Origin of the sequence: Actinomadura xylanilytica (assembly GCF_030283145.1) — a bacterium.
In the GTDB taxonomy this organism is placed as follows: domain Bacteria; phylum Actinomycetota; class Actinomycetes; order Streptosporangiales; family Streptosporangiaceae; genus Spirillospora; species Spirillospora xylanilytica.
In genome coordinates this window covers 1,368,828-1,394,645 of the sequence record NZ_JASNWE010000002.1, presented here as the reverse complement: position 1 = coordinate 1,394,645, position 25,818 = coordinate 1,368,828, and the positions used below count along the sequence as shown (strand labels likewise).

Below are 25,818 nucleotides of genomic sequence, written 5' to 3'. Positions count from 1 at the left end.
TTCTATCTCATCTACCACGCGACAAACAGCCATGATTGCGGACTTGTCTGGTCGAAGCGAACATTGCGTCGCTCCGGCGCCCGTCGGGACGCCCACTCCGGCACGCGTTCCGGCACGTTCCGGGACGCTCAGGTACTTTCCGGCGCGCCTACCCCGCCGCGAGCGCGGCCATGGCGGCCTCGATCGTCGCACCGCTGTACGAAGTTCCGAAGAGCGCCACGTGGACGAGCAGCGGATAAAGCTGGTGCAGCGGGACCCGCTCCCGCCACCCCGGCGCGAGCGGCGCGGTCTCATCGTAGGCGGCGAGCACGCGGTCGAGGCCGGGGGCGCCGAAAAGCGCCAGCATGGCCAGGTCGGTCTCGCGATGTCCGCCGTGCGCCGCCGGGTCGATCACCAGCGCCCGGCCGCCGGCCCCCCACCGGACGTTGCCCGACCACAGGTCGCCGTGGACACGGGCGCGCGGCTCGGGCGGGCCGGCCAGGCCGTCGATCCCGTCGGCGACCTGCTCGACCAGCCGCGTCCCGTCCGGGCCGAGGTGGCGGGCGGCACGGCGGAGGAACGGTTCGAGCCGCCGCTCGGCGTACCAGCGTGGCCAGTCGCGGCCGTCCGGCGTGTTGTCGAGGGGGAGATCGGCGATGTAGCCCTCCCACGGCGCCCCGTACGCGGACGGCGGCGCGGCGGTGTGCAGCACCGCGAGCTCGCGCCCGAGACGTTCGGCGGCCTCCGGGGTGGGCGGCCCGGACGGCAGCCACGGCAGGACCAGCAGGTCGTCGTCCACGGCCAGGACCGCCGGCACCGGGCTGCCCGGACCGGCCTCGGCCAGCCAGCGCAGCCCCGCCGCCTCGGCCGCGAACACACCCGCGAACCCGCCCGGGAAGCCGCCCGGGAAGCCGCCCGCGCGTCCGGAGGCGGCCTTGACGAACACCTCGCGGCCATCGGCGAGCGCGACGCGGTGCAGTGTCCAGGAATGACTGGAGCCCAGGTCGGAGACCCGCTCGACCCGTGTGCCGAGCAGTGCCGCGACGCGCTCGCGCATGGCTCAGCCGTCCTTGACCGCCGCGCGGACCTCGCCGAGCAGGCCGGGCATCGCCGCCTCCACCAGCTCCAGCGCGTGGTCGAAGTCGGACCGGCCGCCGTAGTACGGGTCGGGCACGTCCAGGTCGGCGCCGGCGGCCGGGTCGAACTCGCGCAGCAGCCGCACCTTCTCGCGCGCCCCCGCGTCCGGGGCCATCGCGCGCAGCGCCCGCCGATGCCCCTGGTCCAGCGCGATGACCAGGTCGTAGTCGGCGAACCAGCCGTCCTCGAACTGCCGCGCGACGTGCGCCGACCGGTAGCCGGCGCGGCTCAGCGCCGCGACCGTGCGGGAGTCGGCGGCGTCGCCGGCGTGCCAGCCCCCGGTCCCGGAGCTGTCGACCTCGACGTCCAGGCCCTCTTCCTCCACGTGGTGGCGGAAGACCGACTCGGCCATCGGCGAGCGGCAGATGTTGCCCGTGCAGACGAACGTGACGCGGTACGGCATACGCCCATCCTGCCCGAATCCACTCGGCCCCTCACCCACCCGGGCCGCCCCACGGCCAGGGCCACCGGAATGGGCCCTCGCAGCCGAACGCGGCCCCCGGCCGGAGCCGGGGGCCGCACCTCGAACGATCGGTCAGCGCGTCACCGCGTCACCGCGTCAGCGGGTCAGCGGGTCAGCGGGTCATCACCGCTGGACGGCGTGCAGCGCGTCGACGATGCCCGCCCCGTAGAACCCGTTGTTGGACTTGGAGCCCTCACAGGTCTGCTTGGAGGTGTTCTTCACCCACTCGCCGTCGACCTTGGTGTACCAGACGTAGTCGACGGTGGCGGGGCTCGGGCAGGGCGTGGCCGTCGCGGTCCCGCGCAGCGTGCGCTCCACGGCGTTCGGGTCCATCGTCAGGCCGCCCCGCTTGCGGTCCGACGTGCCGTACTTGCTGACGATCAGCGCCGCGACGCCCACCGCGTGCGGCGAGGCCATCGACGTCCCCTGCAAGGACTGGTAGTACGCGCAGGTCTTGCCGGTGCACTGCCGGACCACGTACGACACCTTCGGCGTCCCGTCGGCGTTCAGCTCACCGCGCTCGCGCGCGAGCCGCTCGGGGTAGGCGGCCCAGATGCCGAGGTTGTCGTCCGCCTTGCCCTCGGCGTTGTCGACCTTGTCGCCGCCGGGCGCCGCGATCGTGGTGAAGCCGGCGCCGTAGCTGGAGTAGTACGACTTGCGCTTGCTGATCCCGGTCGCCGAGACCGGAATGACGTGCTCGCCCTCGGTCGGCATCGACATGCAGCTCGCCGGGACGCTGCGCGAGTGCGGCTTCTCACCGGGCAGCGACGCGAAGTTCGGGCTGGTCTCGTCGAGGTTGGTCTTGGTGTAGTCGACCTTCTCGTTGCCCGCCGCGGAGATCAGCGTGACGCCGCGCTCGTGCGCGAAGTCCAGCGCCCGCTGGGTGGCCTTGATGATGGTCCGCTGCTCCAGCCGCTCGGTCGCCGAGTCCGCCGGGTTGTCGCCGCAGTTCCACAGCCACGGGTCGATGTAGTACGACATGTTGACCACGTCGATGCCGTGCTTGGCCGCGTAGGTGAGGCCGTCCACTGTCGGCCCGAGGTAGAAGTTCCCCGAGTCCTGCCCGACCCGCAGGTTGACCAGCGACACGTTCGGCGCGACGCCGGCCATGCCGAGCCCGTTGCGCGGCGAGGCGATCGTGGACGCCACGTGCGTGCCGTGGTCGTTGTCGTCCCAGTCGACCGGGTCGACGCAGGACTTGAACTCGCAGGGCCCGTCCAGCTCGTTGCCGTCGGCGTCCACCGGGACGTCGGTGGTGAAGTTGCGGCTGAGCCCGCGGTTGAAGTTCGGCTTGACGTCGGGGTGACTGCCGTCGACGCCGGTGTCCAGGATGCCGACCAGCACCCGCCGGTCGCCCGGCTCCACCTTGTAGGAGCCGTCGGCGGTCGCGTTCATCTGCTTCATGTCCCATTGCAGGTCCGCGAGCGGCTCGGCGCCCTTGGCCGGCTTGGACGGCCGGGCCGGCTTGGCGCTGCCGGCCCCCGTGCCCTTCACCGCCTCCACCTGCTTGCCCGCGCTCTTGGCGGTCTTCGGCGCCTTGCCGATCACCCGGTTGTGCGCGACGCCCTCCAGGGCCCGCTGGGCCATGGCGGCGGCGGTGAACCCGGGGTTCTCCGACCGCACCGTGGCCACGCCCACGTCGGTGTTCTCGTGGACGATCGAGCCTCCTGCCGCCTTCACGGCCGCGTGGGCCTTACTTGGGGAGGCGCCCTCCTTGTAGAGGACGACGTACTCCGAGACCTGACCCTTGGCCTGCGTGGGGTTGGGTGCCGCAGACGCTGGGAACGCCAGCGCCGTCGTGGTGACGACGGCGCAGGCGGCAGCGATGATGGCGCGCCGCAATGCACACCTCCTGCATGGGGGGAATGCCCGATTTTGGGCTCAACCCTCGCGACGGTACGGGAGTTGTTGTCGAGGCGAGCGAACGAGTAAATAACGAAATGGGGCATTTTGCGTTAGGACGGCACTCGCGGGACGGTCAGCCGACGTGCCGGGACGCCGGCCGGCACAGGACGGCCGGCCGGCGGGCGGGGATGGTCAGCCGCTGCGCGGGGACGGCCAGCCGGCGGGCGGGGACGGTCAGCCGGTGCGCAGGGCCATGGTGAGGGCCTCGACGGCCAGCAGGGGGTTGACGCTGGCGCCCAGCCGCTCCCTGCACTTCATGATCGCGTCGAGCCGCCGGAGGGTGCCCTCGGGCGGGCCCTGGGCGGCGGCGGTGCGCAGCTCGGCCGCCAACTCGGTGTTGACCAGCTCGGCGCCCGCGCCGAGCTGGAGCGTCAGCACGTCGCGGTAGTAGGAGGCCAGGTCGAGCAGCGCCCGGTCGAGGGAGTCGCGCTTGACCCGCGTCGCGCGGGACTTCTGCCGGTCCTCCAGGTCCTTCAGCGCCCCGGCGGTGCCGCGCGGCATCCGTCCCTTGGCGCTCTCGCCGAGCGCCTGCCGCAGCGCCGACGTCTCGGTCTCGTTGAGCTCCTCGGCCATCGTCTTGGCCTCCGCCTCGGCCGCCTTGACCAGCGTCTCGGCGGCCAGCACCGCCGGGCCGACCGACGTCAGCCGGCGCGGCACCGCCATCACCTCGGCGCGGACCCGGCGCGCGCCCGGATCGGTGGCCAGCCGCCGCGCCCGGCTGATGTGGCCCTGCGCCGCGCGCGCCACGACCTCGGCGGTGTCGCGGTCGACGCCGTCCCGCTGGACGAGCACGTCGGCGACGGCCGCGACCGGCGGCGTGCGCAGCGTCACCAGCCGGCAGCGCGACCTGATGGTGACCAGCAGGTCGTCCGGGGACGGCGTGCACAGCAGCCAGACCGTCCGCGGCGGGGGCTCCTCGATCGCCTTCAGCAGCGCGTTGGCGGCGGCCTCGGTGGCCCGGTCGGCGTCCTCGAACAGCACGATCTGCCAGCGGCCCCCGCTCGGCGACGACGACGCGCGCAGCACCAGCTCGCGGGTCTCCTTCACGCCGTACGACAGCCCGGCGGGACGCACCACCTCCACGTCGGCGTGCGTGCCCTGGAGGACCTGGTGGCAGGAGGCGCAGTGCCCGCAGCCGCGAGGCGTCTCGGTGCACTGGAGGGCGGCGCCGAAGGCCCGCGCGGCGGTCGAGCGGCCCGCGCCGGGCGGCCCGGTGAACAGCCACGCGTGCGCCATGTTGCCGCCGGGGGCGCCCGCCGGACGGCCCGCCGAGGTGGCCGTGCCCACGGTCCCGTCGGCGGCCGACCGCAGCTGCGCGACGACCGGATCCTGCCCCACCAGGTCATCCCACACGCTCATGCGTCCAGGCTATTGCCTCCGGCCCGGTCCCCCGCCCGAATCACCGGCCGGGCCGCGCCCGCCCGCGGCACGGGCGCCCGGCGGCCGGCGCGCCGTGGGTCGCCGCCGGGCGGCGGTCAGCCGTCGGTGATGACGGGGAAGGTGCTGGTGACGTCCTCGGTGCCCGCCGGGATCGGGTCGGGCAGGATCTCCCGGATCCGGTACTGGATCTCGCGGCTCAGCTCGGCCTGCGAACGGCCCGCGTCGAGGATCAGGTAGCGGTCCGGGTAGGCCTCGGCCAGCGCCCGGAACCCCTCACGCACCCGCTCGTGGAACTCCTGCGGCTCGGACTCGATCCGGTCGGCCGGCGAGCGGAGCCGGCCGAGACCGGTCTCCGGCGGCACCTCCAGCAGGACGGTCAGGTCGGGGATCAGCCCGCCGGTGGCCCACGCGTTGACCCGGGCGATGTCCTCGACCGGCTGCTGCCGGCCGAAACCCTGGTAGGCCAGCGAGGAGTCGACGTACCGGTCGCTGACCACGATGGCGCCGCGGTCCATCGCGGGCCGGATCACGTTGGCGACGTGGTCGGCGCGGTCGGCGGCGTACAGCAGCGTCTCGGCGCGGGTGGACAGCCCGGTGGTGTCGCGGTCGAGCAGCATCGCGCGCAGCCGCATTCCGATCTTGGTGGCGCCCGGCTCGTGCGTGGTGACCACGTCGTAGCCGTGGTCGCGCAGCCAGATCGCGGCGAGCCGCGCCTGGGTGGTCTTGCCCGCGCCCTCGCCGCCCTCGAACGCGACGAACACGCCGCGCTCGCGCTTGACCGGCGTCGCGGCGGCCTCGGCCTCGGCCTCGGCGGGCGGGACGTACACCTGCCCCTGGAGCGCGGCGGCGAGGTCGGGGAGCAGCGGGACGCCGCGCCGGTCGTCCAGCCGCCGGTACGCGAGCAGGCCCGCGACCAGCGCGACCACGGCGACGATGAGGAGCGCCGCGCCCGCGCCGCCGAAGGTGTAGGAGCCGTCGCCGACCTTGATCCGGTGCGTGCCGAGCACCCCGGCCAGCGGCGGCACGGCGGCGAACGCGACCAGGACGGCGACCAGCGCCACCGACCGCAGGTACGCGAACGCGCTCTCGTCCTCGGCGTCGTCGCCCGGCAGGAGCGCCGCGGACGCGGTCGACCAGGCGGCCCCGGCGGCGACGCCGAGGAACGCGGTCACGAACACCACCACGACCAGGTTGTGCACCAGCGAGACCAGGACCAGCGCCAGCGCCGTCGCCACGACCGTCAGCCCGAGCAGGCGGCGGCGGCTGAACGGGCCGAGCACGCGCGGGCCGAGGAACAGCCCGAACGGCAGCCCGACCGCGAGCCCGGCGAGGACGCAGCCGTAACCGGCGTCGCCGCCGCCGAGGTCGCGGGCGTACACCCGGGCGACCGCGACGACCGCGCCGGCCGCGAGCGCGACGCCGGTGATCGCGAGGCCGAGGCCGCGCGCGGCCGGCGCGCCGGCGGCGGTGCGCGGCCCCCGGACGATCAGCTTCAAGGGCGCCGGGACCGGGAACCCGTCCGGCCCCGGGCCGGGCAGGCCGCGCAGCAGCGCGACCGCGGCACCGGCGACGAGGAAGACCGCGGCGGTGACGTACAGCGCGAGATCGGCCCGGCGCTCGGTACCGGCCAGCGTGTCGCCGAGCAGCGCCAGCACGGTGAACAGCACGGCCGCGACCGGCGCCGCCCCGGACACGCCGCGCAGCGCCGACCGGCCGGCCTCGGCCCGCCGTTCCGCGGGCGCCAGCGCTGGCACCGACGCGCCCGCGGCCGGCACCCACAGCAGCGTCAGGCAGGCGACCAGGAACGCGACCCCGAGCGTCCACGGCAGCATGTCGACCAGCGGCACCGACACCACCAGCGCGAACCGCAGCAGATCGGCGACGAGCATGGTCAGCCGCCGGTCGAGCCGGGCGGTGACCGGGCCCGCCAGCGGCGCCAGCAGCACCGCCGGCAGCAGCATCAGGACCAGCACGCCGCCGACGGCCTGCGCGCGGCCGGCCATCGCGTCGTCCTGGGTGAGCACGCCGGCCATCGCGGTGAGCGCCGCGACGCTCAGCCAGTGGCCGAGGCCGGACAGCGAGAGCACCAGCCACAGCCGCCTGGAGGGCCTGTTCGACGAAACGCCCGGCGGCGCGGCGGGGTGCGGCCGGGTGGCGTCCGTTCTGGTCATGTCGGTCAGGGTATCGGCGTAGTTGTCCTTAGGAGCCCGACTTCGCGGAGGTTCGTCGGCGCGGTGCCGGCTTCTTCTTCCCGCCGCCCGCGGCCACCTTCTCCCGCCGCTCGGCGAGCAGCTCGGCGGCGCGCTGGATCGTCACCGACTCGACCTCGTCGCCCTTGCGCAGGCTGGCGTTGGTCTCACCGTCGGTGACGTACGGGCCGAACCGGCCCTCCTTCACCACCACCGGCTTGCCGCTGGCCGGGTCGTCGCCGATCTCGCGCAGCGGCGGCGCCGCGGCACGGCCCCGGCCCCGCTGCTTGGGCTGGGCGAACAACTCCTTGGCCTGCTCCAGCGTGACGGTGAACAGGTCCTCCTCCGAGCCGAGCGAGCGGCTGTCGGTGCCCCGCTTGATATAGGGCCCAAACCGCCCGTTCTGCGCGGTCACCGGCTCCCCGTCGAGCTCGCCCAGCGTCCGCGGCAGGGACAGCAGCTTCAGCGCGTCGTCCAGCGTGATCGTGTCGAGCGACATCGACTTGAACAGCGAGCCGGTGCGCGGCTTGACCGCGTCGGCCTTCTTGGTGCGCTTCTTCTTCTCGCCCTCGGCGGGCGCCGCCGGCTCGGGCAGGATCTCGGTGACGTACGGGCCGAACCGGCCCGACTTGGCCACGATCGTGCGACCGGTCTCCGGGTCGGTGCCGAGCTCGCGGTCGCCGCTCGGCTGCGCGAACAGCTCCTCGGCCTTCTCCCCGGTCAGCTCGTCCGGCGCGATGTCCTCGGGAATGTTGACCCGCTCGCCGTCGCGGTCGAGGTAGGGCCCGTACCGGCCGACGCGCACCATGATGTCGGTGCCCTTGACCGGGAACGAGCTGATCCCCTTGGCGTCGATGTCGCCGATGTCGCCGACCAGCTCCTTGAGTCCCTCCTCACCGCCCTCGCCGTCCTCGCCCTCGGTGCCGAAGTAGAACCGGCCGAGCCAGCGGACCCGCTCGGCCTCACCCCGGGCGATCTCGTCGAGACCGTCCTCCATGTGCGCGGTGAAGTCGTAGTCGACCAGGTTGCCGAAGTGCTGCTCCAGCAGGTTGACCACCGCGAACGCCAGGAAGGACGGGACCAGCGCGGTGCCCTTCTTGAACACGTAGCCGCGGTCGAGGATGGTGCCGATGATCGAGGCGTAGGTGGACGGGCGCCCGATCTCCCGCTCCTCCAGCTCCTTGACCAGGCTGGCCTCGGTGTACCGGGCCGGCGGCCGGGTCGAGTGCCCCTCGGCCTCGATCGACAGCGCGCTCAGCGGCCGGCCCTCGTCGAGGTTCGGCAGCCGCCGCTCCTGGTCGTCGCGGTCGGTGGACGGGTCGTCGGCGCTCTCCACGTACGCCTTCAGGAAGCCCCAGAACGTGATCGTCTTGCCGGTCGCGCCGAACTCGGCGACCTCGTCCCCCGTGGAGGTCCCGGTGACGCGCACCGACACCGACTGCCCCGCGGCGTCCTTCATCTGGCTGGCGATCGTCCGCTTCCAGATCAGCTCGTACAGCCGGAACTGGTCGCCGCGCAGGCCCGTCTCGGCGGGCGTGCGGAAGCTCTCGCCGGCCGGGCGGATCGCCTCGTGCGCCTCCTGCGCATTCTTGACCTTGGAGGTGTAGACGCGCGGCTTGTCCGGCACGTACTCGGCGCCGAACAGCGTGCCGGCCTGCCGCCGGGCCGCGGTGATCGCGGTCTCCGACAGCGTGATCGAGTCGGTGCGCATGTAGGTGATGAAGCCGTTCTCGTACAGCTTCTGCGCCACCGACATCGTGTACTTGGCGGAGTAGCTCAGCTTGCGGCTGGCCTCCTGCTGCAACGTGGTCGTGCGGAACGGCGGGTACGGCTTGCGGGTGTACGGCTTGCGCTCGACCGACTTGACCGCGTACGGCCGTCCGTCCAGCCGGGCCGCCAGCCCGCGCGCGGCGTCCTCGTCGAGGTGCAGCACGTCACGGGTCTTGAGGGTGCCGTCGGAGGCGAAGTCGCGGCCCTGCGCGACGCGCTTGCCGTCGACCGAGACCAGCCCGGCCTTGAACGCCTTGGGCTCCTCGCCCCCGGCCTCGTCCGGCCCGCCGCTCACGGAGAAGGCGCCCGCGATGTCCCAGTAGTGCGCCGGGACGAACGCGATCCGCTCCCGCTCCCGCTCGACGACCAGCCGGGTCGCCACGGACTGCACCCGGCCCGCCGACAGCTTCGGCATGACCTTCTTCCACAGCACCGGGCTGACCTCGTAGCCGTACAGCCGGTCGAGGATGCGGCGGGTCTCCTGCGCGTCGACCAGCCGCAGGTTGAGCTCGCGCGGATTGGCCGCGGCCCGCTGGATGGCGTCCTTGGTGATCTCGTTGAAGACCATCCGGTGCACCGGGACCTTGGGGTTGAGCACCTTCAGCAGGTGCCAGGCGATCGCCTCGCCCTCCCGGTCCTCGTCCGTCGCGAGGAAGAGCTCGTCGGCCTCGGCCAGCAGCTTCTTGAGCTTGGCCACCTGCTGCCGCTTGTCGGTGTTGACGACATAGAGCGGCTCGAAGCCGTGGTCGACGTTCACGCCGAGCTTGGCCCACGACTCGCCCTTGTACTTGGCCGGCACCTCCGAGGCGCTCCCGGGCAGGTCCCGGATATGGCCGATACTGGACTCCACGATGTAGCCACGGCCCAGGTAGCCGGCGATCGTCTTCGCCTTCGCAGGCGACTCGACGATCACCAGGCGGGTCCCGGTGCCCCCGTCCTGGCCACGCTTCGCAGTGCCGTTCTTGGCTGGCACAGTCGCTCCAACCTCGCAGTCTGGTCTTCTTACCCGAGCTTCGTACAACGTTGCACGACGACGCGTTCATGCCCGCGTCCGCGGTCTGGCCCGCCCCCGTCGGCCGTCACCGTCCACCACGGTGAACCTCCGACAGGATGACACGTCACCCTCGGGACCGGGACACAAGGCCGCCACCGTACGATCCCCGGCCGCCGGGAGGCCAGGCCATAATGGTCACGATGGCGCAGTACACCTACCTCGTCCTGCGACTGCCGCGCGGCACCACCCGTGACACCGCCCGGCAGATCATGACCGAGCACGCCGAGCACGGCGGCTGGGAGCTCGATCGATTGCGGCTCTACCCCGACGGTAGCCGCCGAATCCAACTCCGGCGCAAGATCATCCGCCAGATCCGTACCTTCTGACGTCGCCCGCCCCGCTTCCCCGGCCGGAGCGTAGCACTACGTACGAGATTTATGACGTGCCGTAATCATAACCGCCTTGCATAGAGCTTTGCCCGCCCCGGACCGCGCTTCCGGGACGGGCAAAGCGTTCCTGGGCCCCCGCCGGCGGCGCTCGGAAGGCGGGGCCGCACACCGCCGTGGCGGGCGCGTCCAGCCTGGTCAAGCGGCACCCCGCCGGACGGGGGCGAGGCCGGCGGAACCGGCCCCTAGCTCACCTGCGGCCGGGACGGGCCTTGCGGGTCAGCGCGAACGCCCCCGACACGAACACCACGGCCATGCCGAGCCCCCACACCGAGCCGGCCTTGGGGGTGTCGGCCAGCGGCTCCACCGCGGCCACCGGCTTGATCGCACCGAGCTTCCCCACCTCGGGGACCTTCACCCCACCGGCCCCGGTGAGCACCTTGGCCCCCGGCAGCCCGTCCGTACCGGGTCCACCCTGGGCGCTCCGGCCCCCGGTCGCCGGCGCGGACCGCTCCGACAGCTTGGGCAGCACCTTGACCGGGGTCTTGGGCAACGTGGGCAGCTTGGCCAGGGAGCCGAGGTCGCCCGGTCCGGGCGTCCCCCGCCCAACGCGCGCGGACGAACCGTCCCGCCCGCGGCTCGCGGCGTCACCGCGCTGCCGCCCGGGGCGTCCGGCCACGGCCGCGCCCTTGCACCCGGCCTCGGCGCGACCGGCGACCGCCACCGCGTTGCCGCAGACGTTCACCGGCACCGAGATCGGCGCGTTCACCTGATTCCCCGCCAGGACGCCGTGGGCGCCCGAGGTCTTCTGGCCGGCACCGCCGCGACCGTGGCCGCCCGCCACCCGCGCGCCGCCCTCGCAGACCGCGCCCGCCTTGCCCAGTACGGCCACGGCGTTGCCGCAGACGTTGACGGGAACGCTGATCGGCGCGTTCACCTGGTTGCCGCCGAGCACGCTGAACGCCCCGGAGGTGACCTGACGGCCACCGGGCCGCGCACCGCCGGTGACCGCGGCCCCGCCCTCGCACCCGGCGACGGCCTTGCCGAGGATCGCCACGGCGTTGCCGCACACGTTCACGGGGATCGAGATCGGCGCGTTCACCTGGTTTCCGGCCAGAATCCCGTGCTTCCCGCTGGTCTGCTGCCCGGCAGGCCGCTTCCCACCAGAGTGGTGCTGCGCGCCCTTCCCATGGCCCTTCCCGGGCGCCTTTCCGTGGCCCTTCCCGGGCGCCTTCCCGTGGCCGCTGTGAGCGGCGGAGCCGCCCTTGCAGCCCGCGTCCGCCTTCCCTGCGACCGCGACCGCGTTGCCGCAGGCGTTCACGGGCGCCTTGACCGGCGCGTTCACCTGATTGCCGGAACCGATCCCGGCCTTGCCGGAGGTCGACTGCCCGCCACCCCCGTGACCGCCCTTGTGCTTGCCGGGCTTGTGCTTGCCAGGCTTGTGCTTGCCGGGCTTGTGCTTGCCCTTCGGCCCCTTGTGACCCTTGTGGCCGCCCTTGTGGACCGCCGCGCCGCCCTCGCAGCCGGCCGCGGCCTTGCCGAGGACGGTGGCGGAGTTGCCGCAGGCGTTGACCGGCGCCGAGATCGGCAGGTTGGCCTGGTTGCCACCAAGCACGCTGGAGTCGCCGTTGGTGGTGCCGGCGAAGGCCGCGGAGGCCGGGACGGCGGTGACACCGAGAGCGACAAAGCCCGCGGTGAGCAGGACGGCACGGGAGGTGCTCTTGACCCACGTTCGCATGATGCTCCGTTCGGGAGGTGATAGGTGATGAATGACGTGCAGAGATGCGGGATCGCCGGAGCGCCGATCTCGTGGGGGCGACGGCCGTCGGGGGGACGGCGCGTCTCGGCCTGGACCCGAGCCGCACGGGTCCAGCGCCGGGGTCTGTGATCAGTGATCAGTCAGGGGCGAAGGAGGGCTCGTCCGCGGCGGTGCGGACGGCCGGGGGAACCGCGCCAGGGGCGTGGAGCAGCACCGGCCGAGGCCGGGCTGGGATCCAGGGCCGGCCGGCGGGCAGGCCACTGAGGCCGCCGAGCAGAACAGGCCCGGCGACGGGTCCGGACGCCCCGGCCCGATGCGGATCGGGAGCGGGGACCCGCTCACGGGGAACCGGCGCGGGCCTCGGGGCCGAACGGGCTTGAACACCCTCGGACGCCCCCGGTCGGGCCACGATCGCCGCCAGGCCCTTTCTTGGCGAACGTTCGGCGGACGTCCCGGATCGGGGACGCGCCGGAGCCCGGGAAACACGTCCTGCCCGGACGGGCACCGGTGCGACGGCCCGCACGCGTTTGCGCACGGTCTCCTCAGGGGGTGAGACCGCATGAGGGGCCCCGGCGCCGCCGCTCTCAGGCGGCGGCGCGACCGTGCGGGGCTTCACGACCACACCGCGGATGCCCTTGCGGGCACCGGGCAGGACGACGTTCCGGGCGGCGCGGACCGTGCCGTTCAGCACGGTCGCGCCCTTCACGACATCGGCGGGGGCGGGCTGTTCGGCGGCGCACGCCTGCGCGGCGCCGCCGAGCAGCCAGCCCGCCGCGATCAGGCCGACGATCACCAGGATCCGGCGGATCGTCCGGCCGGCGACGGCACGGCGCAGCGGGACGGGCACCACACCCGCGCATGCCGTACCTGCCACTCGACTGCCCTCCGCCACGATCCCCGTCCGCCCCCGGACGGGGACCCAGAGAACGACCCGAGTCGCCCTCTACGGATAGTGACCGTAGCACCACGGATCGCACATGCGACGGTAATCCGTGGAAAACGTCAGGAGCGGTCCAGGAATTGGTCGAGCACCCGCACGCCGAAGTGCAGCCCGTCCACCGGGACGCGCTCGTCGACACCATGGAACATTCCGGAAAAGTCCAATTCTGGGGGGAGTCGCAAGGGCGCAAATCCGTAGCAGCGCATCCCCAGCCGGGCGAACGACTTGCCGTCCGTCCCGCCGCTCAGGCAGTAGGGCACCGGCAGCGCACCGGCGTCCTCCGAGAGCAGCGCGGCCTCCATGGCCTCCACCAGGGCACCCTCGTAGTCGGCCTCAAGCGCCTGGTCATGGTGGACGAACCCACGCTCGACGTCCGGGCCGAGCAGCCCGTCCACGGTCGCGAAGAAGTCGTCCTCGTACCCCGGCAGGAACCGCCCGTCCACCTGGGCGGTCGCGGTCTGCGGAATGACGTTCGCCTTATATCCCGCTTCCAGCACCGACGGGTTCAGGGTGTGCCTCAGCGTCGCCCCGATCATCCGCGCCAGCGGCCCGATCTCGTCGAGGCATTTCTCTGGATCGTCCGGGTCGAACTCCACCCCGTAGGCCAGGCACGCACGCTCGAGAAAGGACCGCACGGTCTTGGTCAACTGCACCGGGAACTCGTGCGACCCCAGCCGCCCGACCGCCGCCGCCAGCGCCGTCACCGCGTTGTCCGGATGCACCATCGACCCGTGCCCGGCGGTCCCCCGCGCGGTCAGGTTCATCCACGCGATGCCCTTCTCCGCCGTCTCGATGAGGTACATCCGCCGATCACCGGGAACCGTCAGGCTGAACCCGCCGACCTCCCCCACGGCCTCGGTGCACCCCTCGAACAGCTCCGGCTTCTCGTCCACGAGCCATCGCGCCCCCCACTTGCCCCCGGCCTCCTCGTCCGCGAGAAAGGCCAGCACGACGTCCCGCGGAGGCTTGCGCCCCTCACGCAGCCGCTTCCGCACGACCGCGAGGATCATCGCGTCCATGTTCTTCATGTCGACGGCCCCGCGCCCCCAGACGCACCCGTCTGCGATCTCTCCCCCGAACGGATCCCGCGTCCAGTCCTCCGCACGGGCCGGCACCACGTCCAGGTGCCCGTGCAGCAACAGCGCGTCCCGGCTCCGGTCCTCGCCCTCGATCCGCGCCACCAGGCTCGCCCGCTTCGGGTGCGACTCGAAGATCTGCGACTCCACCCCCACCTCGGCCAGCTGCTCCGCGACGTACTCCGCCGCCACCCGCTCCCCTGGCCCGGAGTGGTCCCCAGGGTTACTGGTATCGATCCGGATCAGCTCCTGGCAGAGCCGGACGACCTCGTCCTCAGCAGTCACAGTGATCACCTTCACGCCCGGGTTCACGTACCCGACCATGGTGCCCCTCCATCGACTTCGCCGCGAGTCGGGACCTTTGGTATGGTGAACCCGCCGCAGCCGAGCTGCGGCCTGCGACCAAGTCCGGGTGGCGGAATAGGCAGACGCGCTAGCTTGAGGTGCTAGTGCCCTTTACGGGGCATGGGGGTTCAAGTCCCCCCTCGGACACGCACCGACCGCACATGTGGGGGTTCAGGAACGATCTGAACCTCCACTTCGCGTTTCTGCGGGTAGTACGTCATCGCAAGGCCGAGTTCCTGGAACAGGTCGGCCTCTGCGAGCGAAGGCGCTCGACCCGGACCAGTCCGGCGCCCTGATCACGCAGAAGATCCGGGAAATTACATGATTTCAGCACACGAGATGCACAGCGTGACGGGCGCCGACCTTCCAGGAGTGCGCTGGCGCAAGAGCAGTCCGAGCAACAACGGCGGAAGCTGCGTCGAAGCCGCGACCTTGGGCCGGGCGCATCTGGCCCGCGACTCCAAGGACCCCGCCGGCCCCGTGCTCGCCTTCGCCCCGGCCGAGTGGACGACCTTCATCAAGGCCGCCAAGGCCGGCTCATTCGACCTGAGATAGGCCACGGTAACCGCGCCTCTCACTCACAGACCAGCAGCCCACTCGCCGTGAATGGTCGGCCTTCCCTGGTCTGCGTCGCCGATGCGAGCGCTGTTGCAGCACGTCTAGCATCCGGGTGCCTGTCTGGGCGGCCTCCATCGCCGGGCTGGTGCCGGCAGCGGCTCCGGCCAGCGCCCAGTCGACATCGTTGCCCTGGGGCCGGCCCCGAACGGTGCTGGCCTTCGGCGGAACTCTCCCTGACGGCTACCGCCCGGAACCTGCTCGGGCCCTCCTCGAAGGCGGTCGGTCTGGGCGTGCTGTGTCTCCAGGCGCGTGGCTCAGGTGGTTTTGGAGTTCGCGGTGGCGGAATTGGTAGGCGATGCCCGCGGTGCGGATCAGTCCGGCGTCGGTGTAGCACCAGTCCAGGAAACGGCCGAGTCGTAGCGGAAGGCGCCGTCTCATGATGATCAGAAGCATGAAGTAGCGCGCTGCCGCGAGCCCGGCGGGCCTGACTGTGAACCCGACCGCCGCCCAGAGCATGAGCCCAACCATGAGCGCGACCGCGAGCCCGAACGCGATTCCTTCCCCTGCTTCATCAGAGAGCCCGTACGTGAGCCCGGCCGCGAGCCCGACCGCGAGCCCGACCGCGGGCCCGCCCGCGAGGCCAGCCGCGAGCCCGACCCCGAGCCCGCCCGCGAGCCCGCCCGCGAGCCCGCCCGCGAGCCCGCCGACGAGCCCGACCCCGAGCCTGGCTGTGGGCCCGACCGTGTGCCCGGCCTGGAACGCGGCCGCGAACCCGGACACGAACCCGCCCGCAAACCCGGACACGAACCCGACTGTGAACCATCTGATGAGGTCCTTGCGGATGAGGCCACGAGAATCTCTCGCGGTGGTGTTGTCGGAAGGATCGAGTCCGCTCGTGAGCCCGAGCGCGAGCCCGACCGCGAGCCCGTATGCGAGCCCATACGCGAGCCCGACCGCGAGCCCGCCCGCGAGCCCGAACCAGAGCCCGACCGCGAGCCCGACCGCGAGCCCGATGATGCTTTTCCGAAGGCCAGCGCGTGTCTTGAGTCGGGAAAAGTCGATGCGTGTGGGTACGGGCCACCGCTGTCTCCACGCAAAGACCCCTGGGATCAAAACGAAGATCTCGGCGAACCAGACGGCAGGCGGTGATGTGGAAGTAGCGAGCAGCACAGCCAGAAGCGTGGTGATTGGCAGGGCGGTGAGGAGGGTGGTGAGGAGGGTGGTGAGGATGCGGGGGCGGTTGCCGGCGAGTGGCCAGAGTTCGTGTAGGACGATGTCGGTGCCGGACAGGGTGCGGCCGGCGAAGGGTGGTCTGGTGGTGTTGTCGTCAAGGTAGCGGGCCAGGACGGTCAGCCAGGCGTGGACCTGGACGGGCCGGTAGTTGCGGGGGTTGCGTTTGTTGAGGGCAGCCGCGGCGACGGATGCGGGGATGAACTCTTGCAGTAGGTGGCGGTGGATGTCGTCGGCGCTGCCGTAGTCGACCAGGTCTGCGGGGTCGCGCAGGTAGTCGCCGGTGGTGTCGGAGCGCTGTTGGTAGGCGGTGACGGCGAGGGTCAGCCGCCAGGGGGTCGCCAGTGCGTGGGACAGGGGGTGGCCGGGCTGGTTGAGGACGCGCAGGACGGGTTGCCAGCGCGGGAGCTGGTCGTCTCCGGCCGTGGTCACGATGAACTCTGACGCCTGTTCGATGGTGACGGGGACCAGGTCGACACGGGCGGCGTCGCGGGCCTGGGTATGACCGCTGGTCAGGGCCTGGTATTGGCCGGTGCGGCAGGTCAGGATCAGCCCGGCCTTGTGCTGACCGTCCTGGTAGCGGTTGAGTTTCTCCAGTGCGCGGCCCGCGGCGGAGTTGAAGCCGGGCAGGTCGGTGCGGTCCATCTCGTCGAGCCCGTCGATGACCGGCAGTACCTTGTCGTGCCGCACCAGCTCCCGGGCTGTGACCTCACGCAACTCGAACGTTCGGACCAGGTGGTCGATCAGCAGGGCCTCCACCTCCGGCCCCTGATCCCGCCGCCCGGTCTTGGGGTCCTTCAGCCCGGTCCCGGGGTCCCAGCCAGCGGCGGAGATCCGCACCGGGACCGCGGCACCGGGTTTGCGAGTCTCCAGCAATTCCAGGATCAGTTTGATCCCCAGGACGGTTTTCCCGGCGCCGGGCGCACCGGTGATAACCAGCCGCTGCGGATGAAGGGCTTGAAAGTAGGCGGCCACGCCCTTCAGCGTGCCGGCGTCGGCGGCGCCGTCGACCTCGTGTGTGGAGACCAGCGTGAATCTCACGTTGATCGTCCGTGCGGCGGCGCCCAGCAGTTGCAGGAACTGCAGCTCCTCGTTCTTCTTCACCTCCGTAGCCAGACGGTCGGCCCAGGTCGCGGGGTCATATTCGCTGAAACGCAAGGCCCGGTAGGCCAGCGCCCCCGACCAGATCGAGACCGTCAGCGAGACCAGGCCGATGGTTGCCCCCAAAAGATCGGGTTCAGCCGGCTTGAACGTCCCAATGCCCAGGAAGCGCGCCAGTACCGCGACAGCTGTGATCAGAAAGCCCACACACGCCACACCCCACAGGCGGCCCGATCTACGTTCACTCATAAGACAGCAGGATGGTCCCGCCAGCGGCGGCTGTACACACGATTAAGCGAATCGTCATCAAACTCTGAGCTTTCCCCCGTAGCACGGCCACCTGGGGTGAGCTGGGTCAGCCGGTCGGTGGTGAGGTTGCAGGGCAAGAGCTGCGCGATAGGCGCCCACGTCCAGCTTGCTAAAGGCGTGGTGACTCCACGGATGCCTTGACGATTTGGTTGGGGTCAGCGGATCGGCCCGTAGGTTGGCGTGTGTGAGCGGTTATGACTTGATCGCGTACCCGGGCAACGCGGAGGACGTCGTGTTGATGCGCGCCTTCGCTGGCCAAAGGGACGGGTTCTTCGTGGATGTCGGTGCCGGCGAGCCCGTCAGCGGCTCGCTCACCAAGAATCTGGTAAATGGCCTGGGCTGGCAGGGGGTCAACGTCGAGCCGTTGCCTGAGCGCCACGCACGTCTTCAGCAGGCCCGGCCGGGTGACGTCAACCTGCGCGTAGCCGTGGGCGACGAACCGGGGACCGCGAGGTTCTTTCGGGTCATCCCTGGGCGGGGCCAGACGGGCGGCGGCGGCCTCAGCACCCTGCGCAGGGATGTCCTGGAGGGGCATCTTACGAACGGGTGGCGCCATGAGGAACTGCGCGTCGAGGTCGTCACTCTAGAGACGATTCTCGGCGCGCATGCGGAACCGGGCTTCGACCTGCTGAAGGTCGATGTGGAGGGGGCTGAGTCCGCCGTGCTGCGGTCGGCCGACCTGCTGACGTGGCGGCCTCGGGTGATCGTGGTCGAGGCGACCGTCCCGCTGACGACCCGGCCCAGCCACCAGGAGTGGGAGCCTGGTGTCCTCGCGGCCGGGTACCGGCTGGCACTGTTCGACGGCGTCAACCGCTTCTACGCGCGCGACGACGAGGCTGACCTCCGTGAGCGACTCGCAGTGCCCGCGAACGTGCTGGACAACTACATTCCTTACGCGTGTGCCCGCCGGGCCGGGCTTATCGGGCCAGAGTGAGCAGGTCAGGGCGGTGATCGTGCAGCCACCGCGCGATCCACGCCCCGTCGCTTCCGGCAAGCCCAAGGGACGGCGCGTCGATGAGGCGACGCAGCATCATCAGCGGCAGCAGCGCGTTCAGGGCGTCCTGGTCGACCGCGTCCTGGCCGTAGCCGTCGAGAAGAGGGCCGGGTTCTGCGCCGCGCGGCATGTCGACGGCCAGGGACCAGGCGAGGTCGAGCATCGGCGGTGCGGCCTCGGTCGCGCCCGGATCGATCAACCCGGTGAGGACGTCGCCGTCGAACAGCGCGTTGTGACAGACCGCGACGTCGCCATGGATCGCGGTCATCGGGAGCCCTTGGCAGGCTGCATCGAAGTGCTCGGCGATGGCGGGGTAGGCGTCTGGAGCAGTGGTCCGTGCCCAGCCGAGCAGGACTCCCAGCGCGCCGGGATCATCCAGACACTGACCCTCGCCGGGGGGCTGGGAGTGCCATAGCCGAAGCTGGTGGCCCAGTTCCCGCTGCCGTGCGGGCGTCGGGTGGTCCGCGGCAACGCCGGGAAGACGTTCCAGGACGGCCCACCATTCCTCCCCGGTTGTGCCTGCGTCCAGCAGCCGAGGCGCCCGAACGCCTGTTGCCGCGCGCAGTTCCTCGAAGTTGCGGACAGTCTCCAGCCGTTCGTGCCGCCGTCGGCGCACCTTGATGACCGTCCGGACGCCCGGCACGACACCTTCGGTACCGAGCGTCGCCAGCGCGGCGGCCAAGTCGTGCGGGCCGTCGAACGCCAAGCTGGCCAGCGCGCTCCCGATCGCGGCCTCGACGAGCGCGTCGGGCACGCGGCCGGTCAGGATCAGCGCGCTGCGGTCACCGGCGTCCAAAGGTCGGCAGATCGGCGCCCGCAGCCGGGCGAGGACCTGCGACCAGCGATGCCGCGCGGAGTCGGGATCGTCCAACCACTCGATGCTCTCGAAGTCGGCGTCCAGCCCGGCCCACGACCGGGTCACCGGTGCCCAGACGGGCAGGCAGTCCTCACCCAGACGTCGTGCGGTGCGCGCGGCCTGTGCCGTCCGGCCACCGGAGGCGTCCAGCAGAACCTGCAACGCCTCGACGGGCAGCAGTTCACGGGAGGCCCCGAGTTCACCGAACCGGCGCGCCGCCGCCTCCAGCAGTCTGGAGGCCGCGCGGTGTTCGCCGCGCTGCGTCCGCGCCATCGCCTCGGCCATGTCGCACTGGGCGAGCCCGATCGGTTCGCCGGCCGAGCTGTTCAACTCACGCGCCCGCGCAAGCAGCGACAGCGTCTGGTCCGGGTCGTACCACATCACCGCCAGCAGCAGGTGCCGCAGCGCACGCGCCTCCCACAGCGGCGCATTGGCTTGGCGTGCCGCTTGCAACGTTGCCTCGAAAAACTGGGCCGCCTCGGCGAACCTGGCGTTTTGCAGGTGGGCGTGGCCGAGCAGGTCGGCGGCCCGCACCTGATCGGGCCCTGTCTGGGATGCGCCGCCCATCAGCTGTACGACGGACCGGTAGTCGCTGCGGCGTAGTGCGTTGTCGGCCAGGCCGAACCGCGCACTCGCGCCGATCAGCGATGCGGGCTCGATGCCGGACAGGTGGTCGGCGGCTTCCTCGACCCGACCGATGATGTGCGCCCGATCCACCAGTTCATGCCGGTAGTAGTCCGCGAACGGGCCGTCCGGTTCACCGACCAACCCGCGCAGCGCCTGGTAGCGGTCCTCGGCGTTGACGTCTCCACGCCGCCAACCACCCCTCACCCGACGCGCAACGTCCAACATCGTCCTTCAACGGCCACCCCCCAAGCCACTCCGCAGCCCAGCCCCGACCGGTCCCGGGCATTGGGCCCCGAGTACACGGTGTTCCTGGGCTTGGACGTTGGCAAGGGCGAACACCACGCCTGCGCCCTGGACCCGCCCGGCAAGAAACTGCACGACAAGCCACTCCCCAACGACGAGCAGCGGCTGCGAGTCCTGTCCGCCCAGCTCGGCAGGCACGGGCGGGTGCTGGTGCTGGTGCTGGTCGACCAGCCCACCTCGATCGGTGCTCTACCGGTCGTGGTCGCCCGGGCCGAGCCCTCTCTGCCAGACTCGTGTGACACACGGGACGAACGAACCTTAAGGAGCCGGACGGCCCGAGGTTGATCCTTGGCGCTGCCGCCTGGCAGGCGCTCACCTGCGGAATCAAGACGAGTGAGCCCGGTCGCCTTCTGGGAACAACATCGCACCTCACCACCGGCCGGCTGACCCGTCTCACCCCACGTGGCCGTGCTACAGGGGAACCTCATCGAGCTGACATCGAAGAAGGCTGCCGAAGGGCTGAGCGTCGGCGAGAGGAAGGAACTGGTCCACGTTGAGGGTGCAGCCGACGGCCGCGAGCCGTTGGCCTGGTTCCAGAATCAGGCCACGTCTCAGGGCGTCTTCATCCGATCGCGGCGATGTGGGGCTCCGACGTCGTATTCGTCTCAGGTGATAGTGCGGCCATGAGGCTTTTCGGCCCAGGCCACCAGTCGCTTCATCTACTAACTGCGATTAGGCTCTCTCGTATTTTCGACGCCCCCGCCGTTCTTGGATTCGCGTGATCGTCGTCTGCGTTTCGTCTCGGCTTCGCATTTCGCCGGAGTGCGTTTGATTCGCGTCCCTCGGACACAGAGACAGCATCCGACACCGCGGAAGCCAATTGGGCGAAGATGAACCAGCCGACGTGGACCAAACTGCATGTAGCGACACAAAACAGAAAGTCGACAGGTCAGGGCGGCTCGGCACTCACTCCAGACCCGCAACTAGGTTAGCGACCTATCCAAGGTCAACCCGAGCTTCTACAACCAGCCGCCCCGTCGAAGCCGCAGGACCCAGCGTTGCGGATGTGGCGCGTGCCCCGCACCGGTCGCCGCGCGTCAACAGAGCCACGAACCGGAACAGATCACCCATGACGACATAGAGCAAGGGCCAGAACACACACGATGCCCACTACCGAGACCCTTCGGGGACGGAACCTGCAGATCCGCCAGTCGGAATCAGTTTCCGCACCCCGCAAGGTCGGTGAGCAGGTTCTCCCATTGCCAGGCGATGGCGGCGAGGTCATAGCGGCCGGCGGTCTGGTGCGCGGTTGCGCCCATGACCTGGCGTCTGGCGGGGTCGGTGATGAGTTCGCAGAGCGCGTCGGCCAGGGCGTCGGTGTCGCCCGATGGTACGAGGAGTCCGTTGCGGCCGTGGGTGATGATCTCGCCGGGGCCTTGGGGGCAGTCGAAGCTGACGACCGGGACGCCGCAGGCGAAGGCTTCGATGATGGTCATGCCAAAGCCTTCGAAGGAAGAGGACAGCGCGACGATGGAGGCTTGGGCGAAGGCCGCGTGGATGTCGCTGGTCCGGCCCATGAACGCGACGTTCTCCCCCAGGTTGTGGTCGGCGGCGACGGCACGCAGGTTCTTGAGTTCGGGTCCGCTCCCGTACAGGCGCAAGATCCAGTCGGGGTGGGTCGCGTGGACCTTGGCGAAGGCGGTGATGAGCCGTTCGTAGTGTTTGACTTTGGCCATCCGGCCAGCCGCGGCGATCAGCGGCGCGTCCAGGCCGGAGACCGGCTTGGCACCGGCGGGCAGCGCGTTGGGGATGACCTGCAGGCGCGTGGGCGACGGGGTAAGGAAGTCGGTGTAGGCGCGCCGGTCGGCTTCGGTGAGCGTCACCAGCGCATCCAGGCGTGGATACCAGCGGTGTATGTGTTCCTTCAGGTCGGGGCGGTGCGCGTCCAGATGAAGGTGCTCTTGACCGACCACGGCCACATCGCGTGGGGCGAAGCGGGCGGCCAGCAGGTTGAACGCCGGGCGGGTGGTGATCAGCACGTCGGTCTCCAGCCTGCGCAACGCCCGCCGCATCTGATGGTCCCCGCGCAGCGTGACCTGCGACCAGATCCGATCGCCGCGCGGTACCAGCCGGCTGTTGTGCCGCCCCAGCCGCGCCTCGAACCGACCCGGACGCACTCCCTCACGCAGATCCATCAGCGTGCGAACGCCGATGCGCTCATCGATCGCGAAGAACGGATCATCGCGCTGCCGCTGCAAGGTGATGATCTCGACGTCGTGACGATCCGCGAGATGGTTGGCGAGGGTAAGGGTGGCGCGGATCGTGCCGCCCATACCGTGCGCGGCCTTGAGAAGAAACGTGATCTTCATACCTGACTTCTCCGTTGGGGGGTGGATCTTCGCCGCGCCGGGCCGCCGTCTCGCCGATCCGCGCGGCCTCTCAGCCACCTACAAAGCACTAGGTGCTGACGCTCTTTCTGATTGCTGCGACGGCCGTGGCGAGTCGTTCCCGTCGAGTTCCAGACCCTGGATGCCGGCCGCGAGCGTCAGCGGAATCGCGGTCGTGAACGCCAGCGCCGGGATCGTCATGCCGGAGTCGTTGACCAGCATCCCCACCCCCGCCGTCACCAGGACGGCGGCAAGCGTGGCTCGCAGGGCAGGGGCACGTTCACAAGCCGTGTGCAGCGCGGCCGCACGCCATGCGAGCGGCCGCAGCAGCACGAAGAAGAGGAAACCGACAGACGCCACCGTGACGAGACCGAGTTTCAGGTTGTCGAAGCTGGCCTGCATCGCGTGGAACTTACGAGTGATGACGGTCCCGCTGCCCCCGCTCGTGAGGCTGTTCCAGAACTCCCCGATGTGAGTCGGATGGGGGCGAAGCGAATCCAGGAAAGACACGCCCAGCACGAACACCGCCCCGATCGCCAGCACGGCGAGTAGCCGCGAACGTCGGATTCGCTGCCCGCTCACCATCCACGCATAGATGACGAACCCGGGGCAGGTCGCGATGATGCCGCCGAAGTCGGCCCCCCACACAGGGGCGCCATCGATCACCAGTGCCGCGAGCCCGGCGGCGACGACCAGTGCGATCGCCGGGAGGCGGCGGTTGCGGGAGGTGTGCAGCAGACGGTCTGCCACCGCGCCGGTCGCGACGATGACGCCGGTGATCCAAAGCGCCCACGCGATGTTGCCGAAGCCGTAGAAGCGGCCGCCGATGAGCGGCGTGTAGCCGAGCATGCTGCAGGTCTGCAGGTGATTACCGGTCATCACGTCAAGGGTGAGGACCAGCGCGGTCAAGCCGCCGACGATCGCGCCGGGCCCGGTCACGGACCGGCGCCACGGACCGGCCGCCGCTATCGCCGTGATCACGGCGATGGCGGCGAGCATGGTCAGCACCAGCTCGGCGGCCGGGTGGGCACTCGACCACCACGGAACCAGGTTGGCCAGGTAGGTCGTCACCGGAAGGGACGCAGTGGCCAGTGCCAGGATCCTGGTTACCGCGAGCGCTCGCGGCCGCTTGCGTCGGAGCGTCACGGTGGCGAAGGCGTACAACGCGATCTGCACGATGACGAACGTGAGATAGAAGGGGTGGGCCAGACCTCGGTATGTACGCGCGGCCACGTCCTTGTCGTTCAGCGTGTGCACGACACGGCGGGTAGACGCCGCCCGAGCTCCACCGTCGTCGTACCAGGGCGAGCCCACCATGTCCGCCGGCTGTTCGATGTGCAGGACATGCAGGATCGTCGAGGTGACATCGGTGAGCGTGACGAGCCCGCGGGCGTGCGTCGAGTCGGCAGTCAAGTAGCGGAAGCCGTATCCGGGGCCGACCGCGAGGGCGACGTGTAGGTGAACACCGCTCCTGTCGTCGGACATCCCGGCCAACAGCACGGTGGTGCCCGGCGGGACCGACTCGAGGATTCGGCCGACCTGGTCGTCGGCGCGTCTGACCGCCACCGTGCGCCTCTCTGCGGCGACGTTGGCCTGCTGGCGGCCCATGTCGACGTCGGTGTTGACGCGGGCGCGGAATATGTCATCGACGTCGACCATCGTGAGCGCGCAACGGAGCCATCCGTCGGCGGGCATCCGAGCGACTGACGGGGCGTACGCGTCCACCCGCCCGTTGCGGTCGGCCGCGCCGAATGCGGCGCCGGGCCCCACCGCCATCGTGCACGCCCCGGAGCGGTGCACCGCGTCGCCGAGGAGGCCGATTTCGGCACCATATTTGTTGTGCGCGTTGTCGTCTCGCATCCGGCTGTAACCCGAGACCACGTTGTCAATCGGCGCCGCCGGCAGGCCGCAACTACGATGACGCGGCCATGCTCGCTGACCCGCGGATACTGTCAGCCAGCCGCCGATCGGGCAGGTACGCGAGCCGATCGTCTTGGCCGACATCGCGGCCGTCGAGCCTCGGCCGGTCAGTTTCCACAGGTTGGGGGTACTGCTTTCACGGACGTCGCTCCATCGCAGGCCCGGGACGCCGACCAAGACTACGCGCCCCTTCGTCCCCGGCGCCCGCCCGGCGGACGCCGTCGTGGGCAAGAAGCCCAGCAGCGCGGCCGTGAACACCAGCAAAGCGGCCACGACCGTGCTCACTCGGCGATACGTCGCCGCCGGTGACTGTGCCACCATCACGTCCGTGTGATGTCGTCGGGAGATCGCCGCGAAGACGCTCCTCGTCGCAGATCCAGCAGTGCGGGTTCGGACCGGGCCGGTGGTCCTTGCCGGTCGCTGGGGCCTGCCACGGGGGCCTTCAGGAAGGTCTCCGCCACCACGACCTGAGCGGCCTCTCCCCCCGGCCTGCGGACGACACAGCGCTTGATGTCCGGGGCGTACCGGCGGAAGACCTCGGCGACCGCCTCGGGCTCTCGCCGGGACCGTCCGCTGACAGAAGCGTCATCGGCCTCCGCTCGGCTCGTCTCACTCATACTTCGGCCTCTCGGGCTTCGGGTCAGGACACCCGTTGTTGCCCGGCCGGCCGCGAGCGGTTCCCTCCTGATCCGATTAATTCCGCCGGAGTCTCTCGGTGACGGGCAGAACAGCACCTTTCGCCCGGACCTCGACGGCGAAGATCACTGGAGGTTCACCGGCCGGTCCGGCTCGAGCACTCTGCGGGTGCCGGAAATCCCATCCACGTCGCGTGACCTTGGCACATCCTTCGATGACGCCGCCGCAGCGATCAAGGCGGCTGGCCTCGCCGTTCCGGGGTTTCGGACACGGCGCCGTGCGCTGCGGTCTGCGTTCGGTGATCACCATGCCGGCGAATCGTGGGTGCTCGGCAGATGCTCGTATGCCGCAGTACGCGCCGTCACACGGCGACAGAAGCCGGTAGCCGAACGGACGGAATCTCGGACGAAATGGCATAGACCGATACCGAGAGCGCCAGTCCGATACGAGAGCAGCGGACTCGTAATCCACGGGCTCGGAGCTGCAGGTAGCAGCAGCGACGTCACCAAAGCCCCAGGTTGCGGCGCTTCTCGCTTGGCCACATGTGGGCCGGGTCCAATCAGCCGACCGTGAAGCGGCCATCGATCATGAACTGGCAAACACGAACACGCAGGTCATGTCCGTTCCATCTGTG

At 70.7% G+C, this 25,818-nt stretch carries 16 protein-coding genes, 1 tRNA gene and 1 pseudogene; 5 read left to right on the top strand and 13 right to left on the bottom strand.

From position 1 onward, the window contains the following. Positions 1-148: 148 nt before the first annotated feature. The 6 genes from QP090_RS17585 to topA form a co-directional block, all read right to left on the bottom strand. A complete protein-coding gene (locus tag QP090_RS17585; protein WP_285939997.1) occupies positions 149-1,036 on the bottom strand; it encodes a fructosamine kinase family protein in 888 nt (295 codons plus the stop codon). A 3-nt stretch (positions 1,037-1,039) separates the two neighbouring features. Continuing rightward, positions 1,040-1,519 (bottom strand): low molecular weight protein-tyrosine-phosphatase, encoded by a 480-nt coding sequence (locus QP090_RS17580; protein ID WP_285939996.1) that lies wholly within the window; start codon positions 1,517-1,519, stop codon positions 1,040-1,042. Positions 1,520-1,702: 183 nt separating this feature from the next. Beyond that, positions 1,703-3,421: a S8 family peptidase gene (locus tag QP090_RS17575; protein ID WP_285939995.1), complete on the bottom strand. Its 1,719-nt coding sequence runs from the start codon at positions 3,419-3,421 to the stop codon at positions 1,703-1,705. A 237-nt stretch (positions 3,422-3,658) separates the two neighbouring features. Beyond that, on the bottom strand, positions 3,659-4,843 hold the full coding sequence (locus tag QP090_RS17570; RefSeq protein ID WP_285939994.1) for a DNA polymerase III subunit delta': 1,185 nt from the start codon (positions 4,841-4,843) through the stop codon (positions 3,659-3,661). Between the two features lie 116 nt (positions 4,844-4,959). Next, complete coding sequence (gene tmk / locus QP090_RS17565; protein WP_285939993.1) at positions 4,960-7,035, bottom strand: dTMP kinase; 2,076 nt, start codon at positions 7,033-7,035, stop codon at positions 4,960-4,962. Positions 7,036-7,063: 28 nt separating this feature from the next. Further along, complete coding sequence (gene topA / locus QP090_RS17560) at positions 7,064-9,796, bottom strand: type I DNA topoisomerase (protein ID WP_285939992.1); 2,733 nt, start codon at positions 9,794-9,796, stop codon at positions 7,064-7,066. A 221-nt stretch (positions 9,797-10,017) separates the two neighbouring features. On the opposite strand from topA, the gene QP090_RS17555 reads away from it, so the two are divergent. Continuing rightward, positions 10,018-10,203, top strand: coding sequence for a DUF5703 family protein (locus tag QP090_RS17555; RefSeq protein WP_285939991.1), 186 nt, complete (start codon positions 10,018-10,020; stop codon positions 10,201-10,203). Between the two features lie 250 nt (positions 10,204-10,453). Here QP090_RS17555 and QP090_RS17550 read toward each other — a convergent pair whose 3' ends face one another. From QP090_RS17550 to QP090_RS17540, 3 genes are all read right to left on the bottom strand, one after another. Next, complete coding sequence (locus tag QP090_RS17550) at positions 10,454-11,941, bottom strand: chaplin family protein (RefSeq protein WP_285939990.1); 1,488 nt, start codon at positions 11,939-11,941, stop codon at positions 10,454-10,456. 157 nt (positions 11,942-12,098) lie between these two features. Then, a complete protein-coding gene (locus QP090_RS17545) occupies positions 12,099-12,836 on the bottom strand; it encodes a hypothetical protein (protein ID WP_285939989.1) in 738 nt (245 codons plus the stop codon). Between the two features lie 128 nt (positions 12,837-12,964). Continuing rightward, positions 12,965-14,302 (bottom strand): M20/M25/M40 family metallo-hydrolase, encoded by a 1,338-nt coding sequence (locus tag QP090_RS17540; protein ID WP_285939988.1) that lies wholly within the window; start codon positions 14,300-14,302, stop codon positions 12,965-12,967. Positions 14,303-14,384: 82 nt separating this feature from the next. Between QP090_RS17540 and QP090_RS17535 the strand changes: the two genes are divergently transcribed. Beyond that, positions 14,385-14,470: transfer RNA gene (locus QP090_RS17535), tRNA-Leu, on the top strand. A 174-nt stretch (positions 14,471-14,644) separates the two neighbouring features. Continuing rightward, positions 14,645-14,878, top strand: a complete 234-nt coding sequence (locus QP090_RS17530; RefSeq protein ID WP_285939987.1) for a DUF397 domain-containing protein — start codon at positions 14,645-14,647, stop codon at positions 14,876-14,878. A 243-nt stretch (positions 14,879-15,121) separates the two neighbouring features. Here the strand turns inward: QP090_RS17530 and QP090_RS17525 are convergent, their stop codons facing one another. Then, positions 15,122-17,419 carry an NACHT domain-containing protein gene (locus tag QP090_RS17525; RefSeq protein ID WP_285939986.1) on the bottom strand — a complete coding sequence of 766 codons (2,298 nt, stop codon included), beginning with the start codon at positions 17,417-17,419 and terminating at the stop codon, positions 15,122-15,124. 286 nt (positions 17,420-17,705) lie between these two features. Here QP090_RS17525 and QP090_RS17520 point away from each other — a divergent pair, with 286 nt between their 5' ends. Further along, complete coding sequence (locus QP090_RS17520) at positions 17,706-18,455, top strand: FkbM family methyltransferase (RefSeq protein ID WP_285939985.1); 750 nt, start codon at positions 17,706-17,708, stop codon at positions 18,453-18,455. Here QP090_RS17520 and QP090_RS17515 read toward each other — a convergent pair. Then, a complete protein-coding gene (locus QP090_RS17515; RefSeq protein WP_285939984.1) occupies positions 18,439-20,223 on the bottom strand; it encodes a protein kinase family protein in 1,785 nt (594 codons plus the stop codon). The genes QP090_RS17520 and QP090_RS17515 overlap by 17 nt on opposite strands. A gap of 60 nt (positions 20,224-20,283) precedes the next feature. Here QP090_RS17515 and QP090_RS17510 point away from each other — a divergent pair. Continuing rightward, positions 20,284-20,514, top strand: a pseudogene (locus QP090_RS17510) (IS110 family transposase); the annotation flags it as partial. A 944-nt stretch (positions 20,515-21,458) separates the two neighbouring features. Here the strand turns inward: QP090_RS17510 and QP090_RS17505 are convergent. Together QP090_RS17505 and QP090_RS17500 are read right to left on the bottom strand one after the other, a co-directional pair. Then, a complete protein-coding gene (locus tag QP090_RS17505) occupies positions 21,459-22,610 on the bottom strand; it encodes a glycosyltransferase family 4 protein (RefSeq protein ID WP_285939983.1) in 1,152 nt (383 codons plus the stop codon). Positions 22,611-22,688: 78 nt separating this feature from the next. Further along, entirely contained in the window at positions 22,689-24,821 is a 2,133-nt protein-coding gene (locus QP090_RS17500; RefSeq protein WP_285939982.1) for a hypothetical protein, read from the bottom strand. Between the last annotated feature and the right edge of the window lie 997 nt (positions 24,822-25,818).

Excerpts from the sequence above, each read along its gene's own strand:
- QP090_RS17585 (WP_285939997.1), bottom strand. The coding sequence starts at position 1,036 with ATGCGCGAGCGCGTCGCGGCACTGCTCGGCACACGGGTCGAGCGGGTC.
- QP090_RS17540 (WP_285939988.1), bottom strand. The coding sequence starts at position 14,302 with ATGGTCGGGTACGTGAACCCGGGCGTGAAGGTGATCACTGTGACTGCT.
- QP090_RS17580 (WP_285939996.1), bottom strand. The coding sequence starts at position 1,519 with ATGCCGTACCGCGTCACGTTCGTCTGCACGGGCAACATCTGCCGCTCG.
- QP090_RS17555 (WP_285939991.1), top strand. The coding sequence starts at position 10,018 with ATGGCGCAGTACACCTACCTCGTCCTGCGACTGCCGCGCGGCACCACC.
- QP090_RS17550 (WP_285939990.1), bottom strand. The coding sequence starts at position 11,941 with ATGCGAACGTGGGTCAAGAGCACCTCCCGTGCCGTCCTGCTCACCGCG.
- QP090_RS17570 (WP_285939994.1), bottom strand. The coding sequence starts at position 4,843 with ATGAGCGTGTGGGATGACCTGGTGGGGCAGGATCCGGTCGTCGCGCAG.
- QP090_RS17505 (WP_285939983.1), bottom strand. The coding sequence starts at position 22,610 with ATGAAGATCACGTTTCTTCTCAAGGCCGCGCACGGTATGGGCGGCACG.
- tmk (WP_285939993.1), bottom strand. The coding sequence starts at position 7,035 with ATGACCAGAACGGACGCCACCCGGCCGCACCCCGCCGCGCCGCCGGGC.
- QP090_RS17515 (WP_285939984.1), bottom strand. The coding sequence starts at position 20,223 with ATGTTGGACGTTGCGCGTCGGGTGAGGGGTGGTTGGCGGCGTGGAGAC.
- QP090_RS17530 (WP_285939987.1), top strand. The coding sequence starts at position 14,645 with ATGATTTCAGCACACGAGATGCACAGCGTGACGGGCGCCGACCTTCCA.